The sequence below is a fragment of the Pedobacter terrestris genome, from assembly GCF_052343045.1.
Lineage (GTDB): Bacteria > Bacteroidota > Bacteroidia > Sphingobacteriales > Sphingobacteriaceae > Pedobacter.
The window spans coordinates 2,031,393-2,047,242 of the sequence record NZ_CP180264.1 but is presented as its reverse complement, the minus strand read 5'-3'; the positions used below and the strand labels follow the sequence as shown (position 1 = coordinate 2,047,242).

The window sequence follows — 15,850 nt, the reverse complement described above, 5'->3', positions numbered from 1 at the left end:
AATGCATCAAAGCGTTAAGGCTAAGTTAACAAATTGTTAATTGGTCAATTTATTTTAACACGGCAAGTAATTTGCTATAGAGTTTTGGCTAAAAAGGCGTCCAGTTGATCTCCACGCAGGTTTTTAGCTACGATCTTCCCGTTAGGATCAATCAAAAAAGAAGATGGAATTGCTTCTACCTGATATTTTCTAACTGTACCGCCATTAAAATCCTTCAATTCACTCGCATGAGACCAGGTTAAACCGTCTGCTTTTATTGCAGCAACCCAAGCTGCTTTGTCTGTATCTAAAGAAATGCCGAGAATATTAAAATTTTTGGCTTTGTATTTATTGTAAACGCGAACTACGTTTGGATTTTCCTGGCGGCAAGGCTGGCACCAGGAAGCCCAGAAATCTAACAGTACATATTTTCCTTTATAATCGGATAATTTAATTGGTTTTTCATCAATGCTACTGATAGAGAAATCCGGTGCAGGCTGTCCAACCTGAACAGCTTTAAGCACTGCCATTTGTTTTACAAACGTATCTACAGTTGCGTTGCCTTTAATTTCATTTTTAATCTCATCGCCATATTTTACAAGTTCAGCTTCAAAATCCTGCGGGCTCAAAGTATTCATAGCATAAAAACCAGCCAAGCTACCTTTGTTGTCATTTGCAAATTTCAGTACACTTGTATTCAATTGATTGATATAGGATTCGTATTGAGGCTTCATTTCCTCCAGAATAGCCGCACGGTTTTGTGGCTGAGCGGCAACCTTGGTTTCAAAATCTGATTGAAGTTTTTCTACCTGTTTGGCGAAATTATTTCTCAGCGCATTCAATTCAGACAATTTTTCTACTTCATTGGCCCCAGAAATTTTGTACGACATGGATTTATCTGCAAGATCGGCATCTAGCTTAATCTCGTCGCCATTCTTCGCTATTAGCATAAATTCATGGTTGCCTACGGTTACTCTGAAAAAATCGGCAGAAGGTGTCTTGCGGATAAATTTAAACTCTCCTTTTTCAGAAAGATTTGTAGAATCCAATGCAACCATATTTCCGCCCTGCATAGCAGATAAGAAAACTTTTTTTTCCGTTCCGGGATTCGTGATTTTTCCGTCTATTACGAAATCTTCTTTTTGCTTACAAGCTACAATTCCTATCGCCAATGCTAAAAAAAGGCCTATCTGTTTTAACTTCATTATTTTAATTTTTCTAAAATTATTTCATTTATTTTTTTTGCATCGGCTTTGCCTTTTGCCATTTTCATTACATCGCCCACAAACAAACCTAAAACGCCTTTTTTACCTTTTTTATATGCTTCTACCTGTTGAGGATATTTATTCAACACTTCATCAACAAAAACACTAAGTTCATCGCTATTTTCTGAAATCAGCAAATTCAATTCAGCAGCTTTTTTATCAGCTTTGGCATCTGGATTATTTTCCAATGCAGGTAACAATTGCTGTACGGCAATCTGCTGTGTAACTTTTTTCTCGTCTACAAGATTTATGGTTTCAGCAAGTTGGTTTGCTGCAATTTGATATTCGCCAATGGTGATATTTTTTTCATTTAACACTGCGCGTATGGGGCCAACTAACCAATTAATTAAACTTTTTTTGGTTTTAACTAAAGGTTGTGCTGCCTTAAAATATTGAAGTAAATCCAAATCTTCAGCAAAAAGCGCTGCATCTGCCTTAGAAATCCCGAACTCTGCTATCATTTGTTTAGAAATTTCGTTTGGTAGTGCCGGCATAGCCGATTTAATTTCGGCAAGCCAATCGTCTGAAATTTGTATAGGCTGCAAATCCGGATCGGCAAAATAACGGTAATCATTTGCTTCTTCTTTTGTACGCATTGGCGATGTTGTGCCTTGGTCCGAATCAAAATTCAGGGTACTCTGAGTAATTCTGCCGCCGTTAGAAATCACTTCAACCTGGCGGCCAAACTCAAATTCCATCGCTCTGCGTACATTGCGCATAGAGTTCAGATTTTTTACCTCGCAGCGTGTTCCAAATTCGGTACTTCCTTTTTCCCGGATGGAAATATTCGCATCGCAACGTAAACTTCCCTCTTCCATATTTCCATCACTCACGTTTAAATGACGTACAAGTTTCCGGATTTCTGATAAAAGTGCTGATGCTTCTTCGGCACTACGGATATCAGGTTCGGTTACAATTTCAATTAATGGCACACCGGCACGGTTCAGATCAACCAGAGAATATTGATCATGCTGATCATGAATACTTTTGCCTGCATCTTCTTCTAAATGTATTCTGTTTATACCGATTTTTTTAACGGAGCCATCTGTAAGTTCTACCTCCAAAAATCCATTTACACAAATGGGTTGGTTATCTTGTGTAATCTGGTAACCTTTTGGCAAATCTGCGTAGAAATAGTTTTTACGGTCAAAATGGTTTAACTGATTTATGGTACAGTTTAAGGCTAAACCAATCCGTACAGCTTTTGCCACAACTTCTTTATTGAGTTTTGGCAATGCACCTGGAAGTGCAAGTGAAACTGCAGAGATATTCTGATTTGGGTTTGCCCCGAATGTGGCACTATCCGACGAAAAAATCTTGGTATTGGTATTTAACTGTACATGTATTTCCAGTCCTGAAACGAGCTCAAAATTGTTCTGGAAGGTATCTAAACTCATATAATGTCGGTATCGTATTTCTTAATATATAAAAGCAAAGATAGTTAAATACTGTTAAAATGAGTGCGATGCGATAAACTTGGCAGTTGTATTGATGTATGATTAATAATATATTACTGAAAATTTTTTAAATCACAGATGTTATGAAAAAATTAATCTTAATTGCCTTAATCGCGTCAAGCGCAATGCTCACCATCGAACGCGCACATGCACAAATCAATTTAAATGTAAATATTGGATCTCAGCCTCTCTGGGGCCCAACAGGATATGATCATGCAGAATATTATTATTTGCCAGATATAAACTCTTATTATTACGTTCCGTCAGGGCAATACGTTGTCCAGAATGGGAATAGCTGGTCGTGGGTAAACGCTTTACCAAGCCAATATTCAAACTTCGATCTGTATGGTGCATACAAAGTAGTTATGAATACAGATAAACCCTATCTTCAGAACAAAACCCATACCACGCAGTACAAACAATATAAAAACAATAAGGGAAAACAACCTGTAATTCGCGATAGCAAAGATGAAAAATACAACGATGCGAAAAACAACAGCAAGAATAATAGTAAAAATAACCAAGGGAGAAATCAAAATTCCAAAGGCGGAAACAACAATTCAAAAAAGAAAGGCCGTTAAAAAATTAAATTATAGAATTAGAAAAAGAGATGCCCATGGTATCTCTTTTTTATTTATTTGGTTACAATAGATAATTTGGCATAACGTTTGAATTATCTAAGTACACACAAATAAATAGATTATTATGAAAAAGCTAATCATCATCTCAGCGATCGTAGGTATCGTTGCTTTAACATCTAATCAATCTAATGCTCAGGTTAGTATTAACGTAAATATTGGTCCGCAACCCACGTGGGTTCCGGCTGGTTATCAAAACGTTAATTATTATTATTTACCAGAAGTACAAAGTTATTATTACGTACCACAACATCAATTTGTTTATTTGAGCGGAAACCGATGGATCAGATCGAGAAACCTTCCGGGCAGATACAGAGGTTACAACTTAAACCACAGCCGTAAAATTGTTGTGTATGGCAACCAACCTTATCGCAGCTACAATACACACAGGGCCAGATATGCGAGGCATACTACGGTTGTACGTTCTTCTTATGGAGGCGGCCGACCTGCAAGGTACAATGCACCAAAAAAAGTGTATAAACGCGTAGAATACAGACACCATGATAACAGAGGACACGGACGTGGCCCATCCCGAGGACATGGCGATCGTCACAGACATTAAATAAAAAAAGCGGCTTAAGCCGCTTTTTTTATGATTAACGATATTATTTCAGAAACGTTTCCGCTTTTTCAAGAACGGCTTTTAAACCCGCCGCATTTTTACCGCCTGCTGTTGCATAAAACGCTTGACCACCGCCACCGCCCTGAATTTCTTTAGCCAGTTCACGAACAATTTTAGAGGCATCCAATCCTTTATCTTTCACTAAATGTTCTGATACCATTACCGTTATACTTGGTTTGCCATCAACCTCAGAAGTAAAAACTAGAAACAGATTATCGACCATCGCTTTAAGAGAGAAAGCCAAATTCTTTACTGCGTCTGCATTTGGAAGATCTATATGTTTCGCAATTAAATTTACACCATCAATTCCTCTTACATGATGAACAATCTCGTGTTTTAATGTCTCTACACGCTCTAAAGTAGATTTTTCTATCTCTTTTTTCAATTTGGCATTTTCATCAAGCAATGCCTGAACCGATGCTGAAAGATCTTTTGTTCCATTTAAAAGTGTTTTCAAATGACCAAGTTCTTTTCTCTGATCTAAGAAAAATTGCTCTGCTTTATCCGCCGTAATTGCCTCAATCCGGCGAACACCAGCTGCAACTGCACTTTCAGAAACGATTTTAAACGAACCGATTTGCCCGGTTGCTTTTACATGTGTTCCGCCACAAAGCTCTTTTGAGAAATGATCATCAAAAGTAATCATACGAACAAAATCGCCATATTTCTCCCCAAACAAAGCGGTTACACCACTTTCTATAGCATCTTGATAAGGCACATTCCTTTGTTCTTTCAATTTAATGTTCTGACGGATTTTCTGGTTTACAATAACCTCTATCTGTGCCAACTCATCGTCGGTTACCTTTGCAAAATGCGAAAAATCAAAACGTAGGTAATCTGGATTTACCAGTGAGCCTTTCTGGTTGACGTGCACACCCAAAACCTGCTTCAAAGCAGCATGTAGTAAATGTGTTGCAGAGTGGTTATCTTCAGTCAGGATCCGTTTATCTTCATCTACAACCGCCCAGAATTTACCTTCCATATTGTCTGGTAAAATATCAGTAAAATGAACGGTTAAGCCATTTTCTTTTTTAGTATCGGTAACATCTACCCAAAATTGTCTGCTGTGGTCTTCTAACCTGCCGGTATCTCCAACCTGGCCGCCGCTTTCTGCATAAAACGGCGTTTGGCGCAATACAATCTGATACTGTTCTTTACCTTTTGCTTTTACTTTTCTGTATTTGAGAATTTCAGTTTCAAACTCCAGATCATCATAACCCACAAATATGCTTTGCTCATCGTCATTTACAACTACCCAATCTCCTGTATCAATCGCAGTAGCCGCGCGACTGTCATCTTTTTGTTTTTTTAATGCCAGTTCATAACCTGATAAATCTACAGACCAACCTTTTTCTTTGGCCATAAGCTCTGTAAGATCTATCGGAAAACCGAAAGTGTCTGATAACTCAAATGCAAAATTACCTTCAACGAGGTTGTCTTTTGGTTGGTATTTCTCGAAACGCTGTATTCCTGTAGATAAAGTTCTCAAGAAAGAAACTTCTTCTTCCAGAATTACTTTTTGTACAAAATCCTGCTGAGAAAACAATTCATCAAAAACACCTTTAAATTGCTCTGCAAGCAAAGGCACCAATTGATTAAGAAACGGTTCTTTAAAATTTAAAAAAGTATATGCATAACGCACTGCGCGACGTAAGATACGGCGAATTACATAACCAGCTTTATTGTTTGATGGCAATTGCCCATCTGCAATTACGAATGAAATGGCACGAATATGATCAGACATAACACGCATAGCGATGTCTGTTTTTTCATCTACACCATACTGAATACCAGCTTTATCAGAAATAAATTGGATAAGTGGTTGAAAAACATCGGTATCATAATTAGATGTTTTTTCCTGTAATACGCGCACTAAACGCTCAAAGCCCATACCGGTATCTACATGTTTTGCCGGCAAGCTTTGTAATGAACCATCTTTTAATCTGTTAAATTGCATAAATACATTATTCCAGATTTCGATTACCTGAGGATGATCTGCATTAACCAAATCAGCACCATTAACCGAAGCTTTTTCTTCATCGGTGCGGCAATCTACATGAATTTCGGAGCATGGACCGCAAGGGCCGGTATCGCCCATTTCCCAAAAATTATCCTTTTTGTTACCGGGTAAAATATGGCTTTCATCTACATATTGTTTCCAAAGGTCATATGCTTCCTGATCTTTCTCTAATCCTTCTTTTTCATCGCCTTCAAAATAGGTGACATACAATTTATCTTTCGGGATTTTATATACTTCTGTCAATAATTCCCAGCTCCATGCAATTGCATCTTTCTTGAAATAATCTCCAAAACTCCAGTTGCCCAACATTTCGAACATGGTGTGGTGATAGGTATCAATACCAACTTCTTCTAAATCATTGTGTTTTCCGGATACGCGCAAACAACGCTGAGTATCTGCAACACGCGTATATTTAATCGCGGCCTCGCCCAGAAATAAGTCTTTAAACTGGTTCATTCCGGCATTGGTAAACATCAATGTCGGATCGTTTTTTACGACAATCGGAGCCGATGGAACAATATGATGTTGTTTGGATTCAAAAAAAGCGAGGAATGCCTGTCTTATCTCTTTTGCTGTCATTACGTTATAAATTGGAGCAACAAAATTAAAATTTTATTGCATTATTAAGGAAAAAACCGACTACATTTGAGTACTTTAATTAATCTTCATAATAGACTCATAATCAAATACAAAATATGCCTTACAAAGAAAGAGACATCAACAAAATGTATTACACTATGGGCGAAGTGACAGAAATGTTTAATGTAAATGCTTCGCAGATCCGTTTTTATGAAAAGGAATTTGATATCCTTCAACCCAAAAAAAACAAAAAGGGAAACCGCCTTTTTACACCAGAAGATATTGAAAACCTCAAAATCATTTTTAATCTGGTTGATGAAAAAGGATTCACTTTAAAAGGTGCAAAGGAGTTCTTGAAAAACAACAAATCAGACGTTAAAGAAAATCAAAAAATCATCGATTCTCTTGAAAAACTTAAAGGCTTCCTGGTTAATCTTGCACAGGAACTGTAATCTACATAAAAAACTGTAAATCAATATTTTTAACAAATCAGCATACAATTCTATCAAAGTTTATTGACTATATTAGGTCGTCGATAGTTGATTTTCGGCAATAAATATCTGTACGCACTCTACAATCTCCCTATCTCCGTTTGCTTAACGCTTTATTATGAAGATATGGTTTGTATTTGTATTGTCCATCCTCCACATTTTTTCGCTCTCCGCTCAAAATATTCTCGGTTCCAGGCTCACCGCAATGGGCAACAATGATACCTCAGTGCCTGATGTTTGGGCCCTGCAGGGAAATGGTGCTGCTATAACTGAAATTAAACAAACAACTGTTTCGTTAAACTATCTACGCTATTTGTTTAGCAATGAATTGAGTGCGCAAAGTTTTGCGATGGTTATTCCGCTGCGTAATAATTTTTTAGGTATTCACTTACAACGGTACGGCTTTTCTGAGTATAACGAAAGTAAAATGGGCTTTACTTATGCTAAAAAATTTAATCAACTTTCATTCGCTTTAACAGCAAATTACCACCAGCTAACCATAAAAAATTATGGCAGCGCCACAGCAGTTTCTGTTGATGCCGGAGCATTATATACATTTAATAATCAATTTATTATTGGTGGTTATATAAAAAATCCCTTCCGTCAAAATTATTTTGCAACAAACCTAACCACAGAAATTCTGACTTCTTATACTGTTGGTTTTAGTTACATCGCATCAGACAAAGTGATGCTGGCAACAAGCATTTCCAATACAAGGCAACAAGCAGTTGACTCGCGATTTGGCCTCGAATACAAAATTCATACAACATTAAGCCTAAGGTGCGGCACTAGCCTGAAACCATTTAAACAGTACGGCGGAATAGGATTAAATTATAAAAAAATTGCATTTGATTTTGCCGTGGCAAATGACAATAATCTGGGTTATTTACCTCAAATTTCTCTGAGTTATGTTTTATAAAGTTTTGTTCGCCATGTTGGTTATAACCAGCCTAAATACTATGGCACAGGTTACACAAACAGAAATTGACCTGAAGAATATCCTGGAAAGTGTTGCCGAAAATTTGCCGGAAGATTATGATATGGTCGAACTTGTGGAAGTTTTAAACCATTACAAAAAACATCCGCTTAACTTAAATTATGCAACAGCAGATGATCTGAAACCAATTATCTTTCTGTCGCCGGTTCAAATTGGGAATTTATTGGACCATATAAAAAAAAACGGCCTTCTTCTGGATTTGGCGGAGCTTCAGACAATAGATCTTTTTGATGTTAAGACCATCCAAAACCTGTCGCCTTTTGTAACCCTTTCCGGAGCAAAAGAATCTAACCCGCTAACATTCAAAAAATTCATTCGCTCGTCTGAAAATGACATGATTATACAGTATGTGCAGACTTTAGAGCAAAAGGCTGGTTTTAAAGATTTAGAAGGAAACCGTTATTTAGGCAGCCCAGAGAAATTACTGATTCGTTACAGATACCATCTAGACGATAAAATTTCTGCTGCTTTGACGATAGAAAAAGATCCCGGTGAAGCGGCGATGTACAAATCTGTTGATTTTCTCTCGGGGCATATCAAAATTAACAACGTCTGGAAAATAAAAGAACTGGTGATTGGCGATTACGCACTTCAGTTTGGAGAAGGCTTAACGCTCTGGTCGGGTTTTGGTTTCGGTAAATCTCCCGATATTATCGGGGTTGCAAAAAAAGATCTTGGTCTGCGCCCCTATTCTTCCTCTAATGAATATTCCTTTTTCAGAGGGCTTGCCGCCACCTTAGAATTAACGACCCAGTTAATGGTAACGCCTTTTATATCGTTCAGAAACTTAGATGCAAGCCAAAGTATTGCGGATGCCGGAAACATTGTTCAATCTACGATTACACAAACCGGATTACACCGCACCGCTTCAGAAATTGAAAACCAAAATAGTTTAGGTCAAAACGTCGCAGGCTTCACTGGTAAATATACACTGAGTGGCTTAAATATAACTGCCATGATCTACCATACCAATTTTAGCAACGATTTTATCACCCAAACGGCTATTTATGATCAATTTAGTTTTACCGGCAGGCAATTAACAAACGTGGGTTTAAGCTATAATTACACCCTAAAAAACGCTTATATTTTTGGCGAAATAGCGCACAGCTATAGTAGCGGCACCGCAAGCATTAATGGCGTAATTCTAAGCTTATCGCCAATAATTTCTACGTCTTTTAGCTACAGAAATTACCAGAAAGATTATTATAGTTTTTTTAATCAAGGGTTTGCTGAATCTTCACAAGCATCAAATGAAAAAGGAATTTACGCTGGATTAAACATTATACCCAACAAATCGTGGACATTTTCTGCTTATATTGATCAGTTTAGTTTCCCATGGTTAAAATATCTGGTAGACGCACCTTCGAGTGGTTATGAAATCCTCGCGCAACTGGTTTATTCTCCGAGGAAAAATTTCAGGATACAAGGACGTTTCAAATCTGAAATAAAACCTCAAAATACGGATTTAGAAATGGCCGTAAAATACCTGGACGATGTAAAAAAAGAAGGTTACCGATTTGATGCAAACTGGTCTATAAATCCAATCATTAGCTTTGAAAACAGATTGGAAGTTTCTCAGTACAAAAAAGGAAATCCCGCCGCCGAATTTGGTTATTTAGTTTATCAAGACATCGGTATAAAGCCACAGAAATCTAGAATGAGCGGAAACCTCCGGTTAGCGTATTTTAACACGCCAAGTTACAACAGCCGTATTTATACGTATGAGGACGATGTGTTATACAGTTTTGCTTTTGGTGTATACAACGGCAAAGGTGTCAGAACTTATATCAATCTAAAATATAATGCGTCAAAAAATTTTAATGTATGGTTAAGATGTGCCATGTTCGTTTACCAAGGCGTAGAAACAGTTGGCACTTACTTAGATGAAATTCAAGGAAATAAAAAATCTGAATTAAAACTTCAGTTGAGATATCAGTTTTAATATGTTCAAGGCCGAATACCTTTTTTTGCGCATTTTAATTCCTTTTATCGCCGGAATACTGATCTTCTATTCACTGGCAGAAATGTGGATCGTAAAAACTTTATGGTTCGTAGTTTTATTCGTTTTTACATGGCTCTTTACCGGCGCTGTATACTACCAAAAACTGGTGAAATTACACTTAAAAGGTGTCTCTAGTTTTTTCTTAAACATTTTCTTTCTGTTTTTTGGTGGTGCACTTTGTTTGCTGAATAATGAAACTTTGCGCAGTGATTATTTTACGAAAACCAACTATCATACGTTACGCGTATACATTGTTAACGAGCCAGAATTTAACAACGGAATTGCGCGATTGAAAGTGCGTACACAAGTGGCCTATCATGAAAATCTTTCTGTACATGTGAGCGGGTATCTTTCATTAGCCGTAAAACTAGACAGTCTGAAACCTTTAATATTCAACTACGGAGATGAGCTTTTGTTACGGGCAAAAGTTATAGAAATAGAACCACCGCGCAACCCACACGAGTTTAATTACAAAGCTTGGCTAGCCAATCAAAACATTTTCCATCAGGCTTTTACGGCGCAAAATAAAATCCTGAAAACCGGTATAAATAAAGGGAATCCAATAATCCGTTATGCTTTAGAATTGCGTAGGAAAATGGTTTCCAAATACCAGAAATTGCTCTCCCATCCGGAAGCAATCGGAATTGCATCTACACTAATTTTAGGTTATCGCGCACAATTGGATCAAGAAATAATGGATATTTACTCCAGAACGGGAACCATTCATGCACTTTCAGTTTCTGGTGCACATGTCGGTTTAATTTACGCGGTAATCGCTTTTTTATTGGGTTTTCTAAACCGCCAGTTAAAACTTCGAATTTTAAAGTTTGTTGTGATCTGCATCCTAATTTGGTGTTACGCAGTTATAACAGGATTATCGCCATCCGTTGTACGTTCGGCAATTATGATTTCGGTATTTATGAGCGCAAAAACATTCATAAAAACCAAAAACAACTTTAATATACTTGCCTTCTCTGCGTTTTGCCAGTTAACGTACAATCCTTTTTCTATATTCGATGTAGGTTTTCAGCTTTCTTACCTGGCCGTTTTGGGTTTAATTTATCTGCAACCTAAAATTTATCACCTTTGGTATTTTAAAAACAAAGCGGCAGACTATCTGTGGAATTTTACTGCACTATCTTTATCTGCACAGCTTTTTACTTTTCCGCTTAGTGTATATTACTTCCACCAGTTTCCTTTATATTTTCTATTTGCCAATCTTTTCATTACGCTACCGCTTGCATTGATGATGTATCTAGGCTTGGTGGTTTTGCTGCCGGGTTTCGGATTTTTGGCAGAACTATTAGATTGGTTAATTATGCACACAAACTCAGGTTTAAGATGGATTGCGACGCTTCCATATTCCAGTTTTAAAGCAATTTGGATCACATTGCCTCAAATGATTCTACTGTACCTTGCAATTGCACTGCTGTTATACGCTTTACAAGTTTCTAAAAAGAGATTTCTATTCTCATCTGTTTCCGTGTATGCGTTGTATGTAGTTTTAATATCCTTCACCGACATCAAAAATTATCAGCAAAAACGGATCATATTTTACAGCTTAAAACGCAATTACGCAGCGGCATTTATTTCTGGCAGAAAAGCGATTGTTGTGACCGGACTGAAAACCACCGATAGAAATTTCAGCTATTTTGTTAAACCTGCTTTGGATGAAAGTCAGGTTGATTCGGTTACCGTAATTAATGCTGAAACAGATACTGTTGCAGGCGATTTTGTTTTAAGCAATCATCAATTAATCTTCGATCAATATAAACTGCTTTTGATCGATAAATCATTCAGTTACAAAACGCTGGCACAAACGTTAAGCTTCTCTGGCATTTGGTTGAGAAACAATACAAATTTTGATTTAAGCGCCAATACAAACAAAATTAACTTCAGTGATGCCATTATAGATGCGAGCAACAGCGATAATAAAATAGAGTCTTTTCTACATTTCGATTGGAACAAATCTGCTAAAATCTTTGTTTTAAAGAAAAATACAGCATATTTGGTTAACCTAAAACCATAAAATGGAGAAACTGGTAATATATGAAGTAAAAGATCAGGTTGGTACAATTACCCTAAACAGGCCAGAAAAAAGAAATGCCCTAAACCCGGAATTGATCACAGCCTTAACCAACACTTTTCTAGAAGCTTCTGAAGATGACAATGCGAAAGTATTGATTTTGAAAGCCAATGGCGAAGCATTTAGCGCAGGAGCAGATTTACAATATCTTCAACAGATACAAAAAAATACGTTTGAAGAGAATGTTGCAGATACTAATTTGCTCAAAAAATTGTTTACCACGGTTTACTATTTACCTAAAATCGTAATTGCGCAGGTTGAAGGCGCAGCAATTGCCGGTGGCTGCGGACTTGCAACCATTTGCGATTTTATTTTTGCCACGCCAGAAAGTAACTTCGGTTACACAGAAGTTAAAATAGGTTTTGTGCCGGCATTGGTCTCTTGTTTCCTTACACAAAAACTTAGCGAAACGGTGGTCAAAGAGATTTTGTTAACCGGACAAATATTTTCTGCAGAAAAAGCGTTAAGCTATAAACTCATAAATTTTGTAACAAAACAAGAAAACATTGATCTTACTGTGAAAGAATTTGCGTTAAATTTGTGCGAAAAGTGTTCGAGTCATTCCTTAATGATTACGAAACAGCTCATCAGCCAGACGAATAATCCACTTTTGGAAAAGCGATTGGAAACCGCAGTACAAATTAATGCACGCGTGAGAGAAAGCGATGATTTTAAAAAAGGCATAGCTGCTTTTCTTAATAAAGAAAAAGTCAATTGGAAATTAACTAATAATTAAAGTATAAAAAAAATGTTCAAATCTATCAAAACTGGTGTACTTGCATCAATCTTAATCGGAACGGCTATTTTGGCCCATGCACAAAAAAAGATCACAGAAGGAACCATCACTTACGGAATGGAATACAAACTTACGGCAGAGCAAAAAGCATCTATGGGCGGAATGGAACCACCAAAAGAGTTGAAAGTAAAATTCAACAACGGTTTTACCAAAATAGAAATTGAGCAAGGTCCGGCGTTGGTTGGAATTATCTCTGACAACAACGATAAAACAGGCTTGTTATTAATTGATGTTCCTATTGCACAAAAACAGTTTGCTGTAAAACAAAGCAAAGAAGACGTAGAAAAAGTAATGGGCGAAGTGCCTAAATATTCAGATTTTAAATCTACAGGTGAAAAGCAAACCATTTCTGGTTATTCTGCAGAAAAATACACCTATAAAGATGATAAAGGTGGTACCCATGAATTGTGGGCAACAAAAGATGTAGAATTGCCAAATACAGGTTCAGAACAATATTTCCCAGGCCTGGCGGCTTTTCCGGTAAAATATACTTTATTGCAAAAAGGAATAGAAACCACTACGATAGTTAAAGCAATTTCTGAAAACAAAGTGGGTAAAATTTCTAAAGATATCCCTAGCGGATATGAAGTAATTACAATGGAAGACCTTGCAAAATTACAAGGTGGCGGCGAATAATTAAGTAAACCAAATCCATTTAAGGCTTTTTAACGCCGGCTTTTTATTAAATTAGCCTGCGTTAAAAAGCTTTTTTTTTACCTAAACTTATGATTAAAAATTTATTTATAAAGCTGGCAGTCATATACCTATTATTATCTGTTTACCAGAATGTTAACGCGCAAGGCATCAACTGGAATACAGAAGGAAGTGGTTATTATCAGATTTCTGGCGGAGAAATTGTTTTGGTTACTTTACCTAAAAACGAGCGTAAAACTATTGTTTCCCGTGCCTTGCTTACGCCTTCCGGTAAATCTGGTGCAATAGCTGTAAGAAGTTTTCAGTTTTCTGCAGATGGTTCTAAAGCGCTTATTTATACCAATAGCAAAAAAGTCTGGCGTTATGATACGCGAGGCGATTACTGGCTTGCAGATTTGGTTGCAAACAAAATTGTTCAGATTGGTAAAGATAAACCTGAATCTTCTTTAATGTTTGCAAAAATTTCTCCAGACGGAACAAAAGTTGCCTACGTTAGCAAACACAATTTATATGTAGAAAATGTAGACGGAACAAACACGAAAGCTTTAACTACAGATGGAAGCGACCGTTTAATTAATGGAACTTTTGATTGGGTATATGAAGAAGAGTTTGATTGCCGCGATGGTTTTAGATGGAGCCCGGATAGTAAATCTATCGCCTATTGGCAAATTGATGCCCGTAAAATCAAGAATTTTTTGATGATCAACAATACAGATTCTATCTATCCTTTTACCATTCCGGTAGAATATCCTAAAGTTGGCGAAAACCCTTCTGCGTGTAAAGTTGGTGTGGTAGATGTTGCAAACGCAGATACAAAATGGCTGGACGTTCCCGGCGATCAAATTCAACACTATATTCCGCGTATGCAATGGATTCCGGGCAGTAATGAAATCATTCTTCAACAATTGAACCGCCAGCAAAACGAGAACATCATTTTCGTTTGCAATGCATTAAACGGAAGTGCCAAAGCAGTATATACAGAAACAGCTAAAGCTTGGATTGATGCAGAAAACGAGTGGAAATGGCTTGCAGACAATAAAGAGTTTACCATTGTGTCTGACAAGGATGGTTGGGATCATTTGTATAGAATTAGTCGCGATGGAAAAAAACAAACGCTCATTACAAAAGGCAACTATGATGTTATCGACGTAAAGTTAATTGACGAAAAAAACAATTATGTATACTTTATTGCTTCGCCAAACAACGCGACACAAAGGTATTTGTTCAAAACAAAACTAGACGGGAAAGGTAAACTGGAGCAAGTAACACCATCTATTTTACCGGGAACACATAATTACGATATCTCGCCCAATGCTGCCTTTGCGCGTCATACTTACAACAGTTCTGTTGTTCGTCCAATTTCTGAATGGATGAACTTTGAATCGGGAAATCCTTTTACAATGGATGGAAGTATTACTATGCAGTTATCTAAACAACAAGCTCCAAAAAATAAGGTAGAATTTTTTAAAGTAACTACAGAAGATGGAACGGAGTTGGATGGCTGGATGAAAAAACCGGATAATTTTAATCCTTCAAAAAAATATCCGGTAGTTTTCTATGTTTATGGAGAACCTGCATCTGCTACCGCATCGGATACTTATGGTGCCGGAATGAACAGATTGTATGCTGGCGATATGGCACAAGATGGATACATCTATATTTCTATGGATAATCGCGGTGCGCCAGTACCTAAAGGTTCTGTATGGAGAAAAAGCATTTATAAAAATATTGGCGTAATCAACATCCGCGATCAGGCTATGGCTGCAAAAAAATTATTGGCTACCTACCCTTTTATGGATAAAGACCGTGTAGCTGTTTGGGGCTGGAGTGGCGGCGGTTCATCAACGCTTAATCTTTTATTTCAATATCCGGAAATCTATAAAACAGGTATTGCAATTGCTGCAGTTGGAAATCAACTTACGTACGATAATATTTATCAGGAAAGATATATGGGTACACCATTTCCAAGTAAAGATGCATATATTAAAGGCTCTCCTATTACACATGCTAAAAACTTGCAGGGAAATCTGCTTTACATCCACGGTACCGGAGATGATAATGTACATTACCAGAATGCAGAAATGTTAATTAATGAGTTAATCAAAAATAAGAAGGTTTTTCAGCTGATGAGCTATCCAAACCGCACACACAGTATTTCTGAAGGAGATGGAACAAGTGAACATCTTTCCTTAACTTTTACCAAGTTTCTACGAGAGAATTGCCCTCCCGGAGCTAAATAAAATTAAACAACAAATGGACGGCAA

12 protein-coding genes are annotated in these 15,850 nt (G+C 37.1%); 9 read left to right on the top strand and 3 right to left on the bottom strand.

Annotation, left to right across the window (positions count from 1 at the left end; all coding sequences use genetic code 11):
• Positions 1 to 74: 74 nt before the first annotated feature.
• Both ACJVDH_RS08840 and gatB read right to left on the bottom strand, forming a co-directional pair.
• Positions 75 to 1,184, bottom strand: a complete 1,110-nt coding sequence (locus tag ACJVDH_RS08840; protein ID WP_443947202.1) for a redoxin domain-containing protein — start codon at positions 1,182 to 1,184, stop codon at positions 75 to 77.
• Positions 1,184 to 2,641, bottom strand: coding sequence for an Asp-tRNA(Asn)/Glu-tRNA(Gln) amidotransferase subunit GatB (gene gatB, locus ACJVDH_RS08835; RefSeq protein ID WP_443947201.1), 1,458 nt, complete (start codon positions 2,639 to 2,641; stop codon positions 1,184 to 1,186). Before gatB ends, ACJVDH_RS08840 begins: the two co-directional genes overlap by 1 nt.
• A gap of 143 nt (positions 2,642 to 2,784) precedes the next feature.
• Between gatB and ACJVDH_RS08830 the strand changes: the two genes are divergently transcribed.
• A complete protein-coding gene (locus ACJVDH_RS08830; RefSeq protein ID WP_443947200.1) occupies positions 2,785 to 3,282 on the top strand; it encodes a hypothetical protein in 498 nt (165 codons plus the stop codon).
• Between the two features lie 124 nt (positions 3,283 to 3,406).
• Positions 3,407 to 3,901 (top strand): hypothetical protein, encoded by a 495-nt coding sequence (locus ACJVDH_RS08825; protein WP_443947199.1) that lies wholly within the window; start codon positions 3,407 to 3,409, stop codon positions 3,899 to 3,901.
• Positions 3,902 to 3,944: 43 nt separating this feature from the next.
• Here the strand turns inward: ACJVDH_RS08825 and alaS are convergent, their stop codons facing one another.
• The gene (gene alaS, locus ACJVDH_RS08820; protein ID WP_443947198.1) at positions 3,945 to 6,560 is read right to left on the bottom strand and encodes an alanine--tRNA ligase; all 2,616 of its coding nucleotides are present in this window, start codon (positions 6,558 to 6,560) and stop codon (positions 3,945 to 3,947) included.
• 116 nt (positions 6,561 to 6,676) lie between these two features.
• Here alaS and ACJVDH_RS08815 point away from each other — a divergent pair, with 116 nt between their 5' ends.
• The 7 genes from ACJVDH_RS08815 to ACJVDH_RS08785 all read left to right on the top strand — a co-directional run bounded on the left by ACJVDH_RS08815 (position 6,677) and on the right by ACJVDH_RS08785 (position 15,826).
• Positions 6,677 to 7,012 (top strand): MerR family transcriptional regulator, encoded by a 336-nt coding sequence (locus ACJVDH_RS08815; protein WP_443947197.1) that lies wholly within the window; start codon positions 6,677 to 6,679, stop codon positions 7,010 to 7,012.
• A 157-nt stretch (positions 7,013 to 7,169) separates the two neighbouring features.
• Positions 7,170 to 7,970 (top strand): hypothetical protein, encoded by an 801-nt coding sequence (locus ACJVDH_RS08810; protein WP_443947196.1) that lies wholly within the window; start codon positions 7,170 to 7,172, stop codon positions 7,968 to 7,970.
• Positions 7,960 to 9,990 carry a ComEA family DNA-binding protein gene (locus tag ACJVDH_RS08805; RefSeq protein ID WP_443947195.1) on the top strand — a complete coding sequence of 677 codons (2,031 nt, stop codon included), beginning with the start codon at positions 7,960 to 7,962 and terminating at the stop codon, positions 9,988 to 9,990. The genes ACJVDH_RS08810 and ACJVDH_RS08805 overlap by 11 nt, the downstream gene beginning before the upstream one ends.
• Before the next feature lies 1 nt (position 9,991).
• Entirely contained in the window at positions 9,992 to 12,079 is a 2,088-nt protein-coding gene (locus tag ACJVDH_RS08800) for a ComEC/Rec2 family competence protein (protein ID WP_443947194.1), read from the top strand.
• A gap of 1 nt (position 12,080) precedes the next feature.
• Complete coding sequence (locus ACJVDH_RS08795; protein WP_443947193.1) at positions 12,081 to 12,872, top strand: enoyl-CoA hydratase/isomerase family protein; 792 nt, start codon at positions 12,081 to 12,083, stop codon at positions 12,870 to 12,872.
• 12 nt (positions 12,873 to 12,884) lie between these two features.
• On the top strand, positions 12,885 to 13,568 hold the full coding sequence (locus tag ACJVDH_RS08790) for a DUF4412 domain-containing protein (RefSeq protein ID WP_443947192.1): 684 nt from the start codon (positions 12,885 to 12,887) through the stop codon (positions 13,566 to 13,568).
• 89 nt (positions 13,569 to 13,657) lie between these two features.
• Positions 13,658 to 15,826 carry a S9 family peptidase gene (locus ACJVDH_RS08785; RefSeq protein WP_443947191.1) on the top strand — a complete coding sequence of 723 codons (2,169 nt, stop codon included), beginning with the start codon at positions 13,658 to 13,660 and terminating at the stop codon, positions 15,824 to 15,826.
• Positions 15,827 to 15,850 lie beyond the last annotated feature (24 nt).

Coding starts and splice junctions, on each gene's coding strand:
- ACJVDH_RS08840 (WP_443947202.1), bottom strand. CDS start 1,184: ATGAAGTTAAAACAGATAGGCCTTTTTTTAGCATTGGCGATAGGAATT.
- gatB (WP_443947201.1), bottom strand. CDS start 2,641: ATGAGTTTAGATACCTTCCAGAACAATTTTGAGCTCGTTTCAGGACTG.
- ACJVDH_RS08830 (WP_443947200.1), top strand. CDS start 2,785: ATGAAAAAATTAATCTTAATTGCCTTAATCGCGTCAAGCGCAATGCTC.
- ACJVDH_RS08825 (WP_443947199.1), top strand. CDS start 3,407: ATGAAAAAGCTAATCATCATCTCAGCGATCGTAGGTATCGTTGCTTTA.
- alaS (WP_443947198.1), bottom strand. CDS start 6,560: ATGACAGCAAAAGAGATAAGACAGGCATTCCTCGCTTTTTTTGAATCC.
- ACJVDH_RS08815 (WP_443947197.1), top strand. CDS start 6,677: ATGCCTTACAAAGAAAGAGACATCAACAAAATGTATTACACTATGGGC.
- ACJVDH_RS08810 (WP_443947196.1), top strand. CDS start 7,170: ATGAAGATATGGTTTGTATTTGTATTGTCCATCCTCCACATTTTTTCG.
- ACJVDH_RS08805 (WP_443947195.1), top strand. CDS start 7,960: ATGTTTTATAAAGTTTTGTTCGCCATGTTGGTTATAACCAGCCTAAAT.
- ACJVDH_RS08800 (WP_443947194.1), top strand. CDS start 9,992: ATGTTCAAGGCCGAATACCTTTTTTTGCGCATTTTAATTCCTTTTATC.
- ACJVDH_RS08795 (WP_443947193.1), top strand. CDS start 12,081: ATGGAGAAACTGGTAATATATGAAGTAAAAGATCAGGTTGGTACAATT.
- ACJVDH_RS08790 (WP_443947192.1), top strand. CDS start 12,885: ATGTTCAAATCTATCAAAACTGGTGTACTTGCATCAATCTTAATCGGA.
- ACJVDH_RS08785 (WP_443947191.1), top strand. CDS start 13,658: ATGATTAAAAATTTATTTATAAAGCTGGCAGTCATATACCTATTATTA.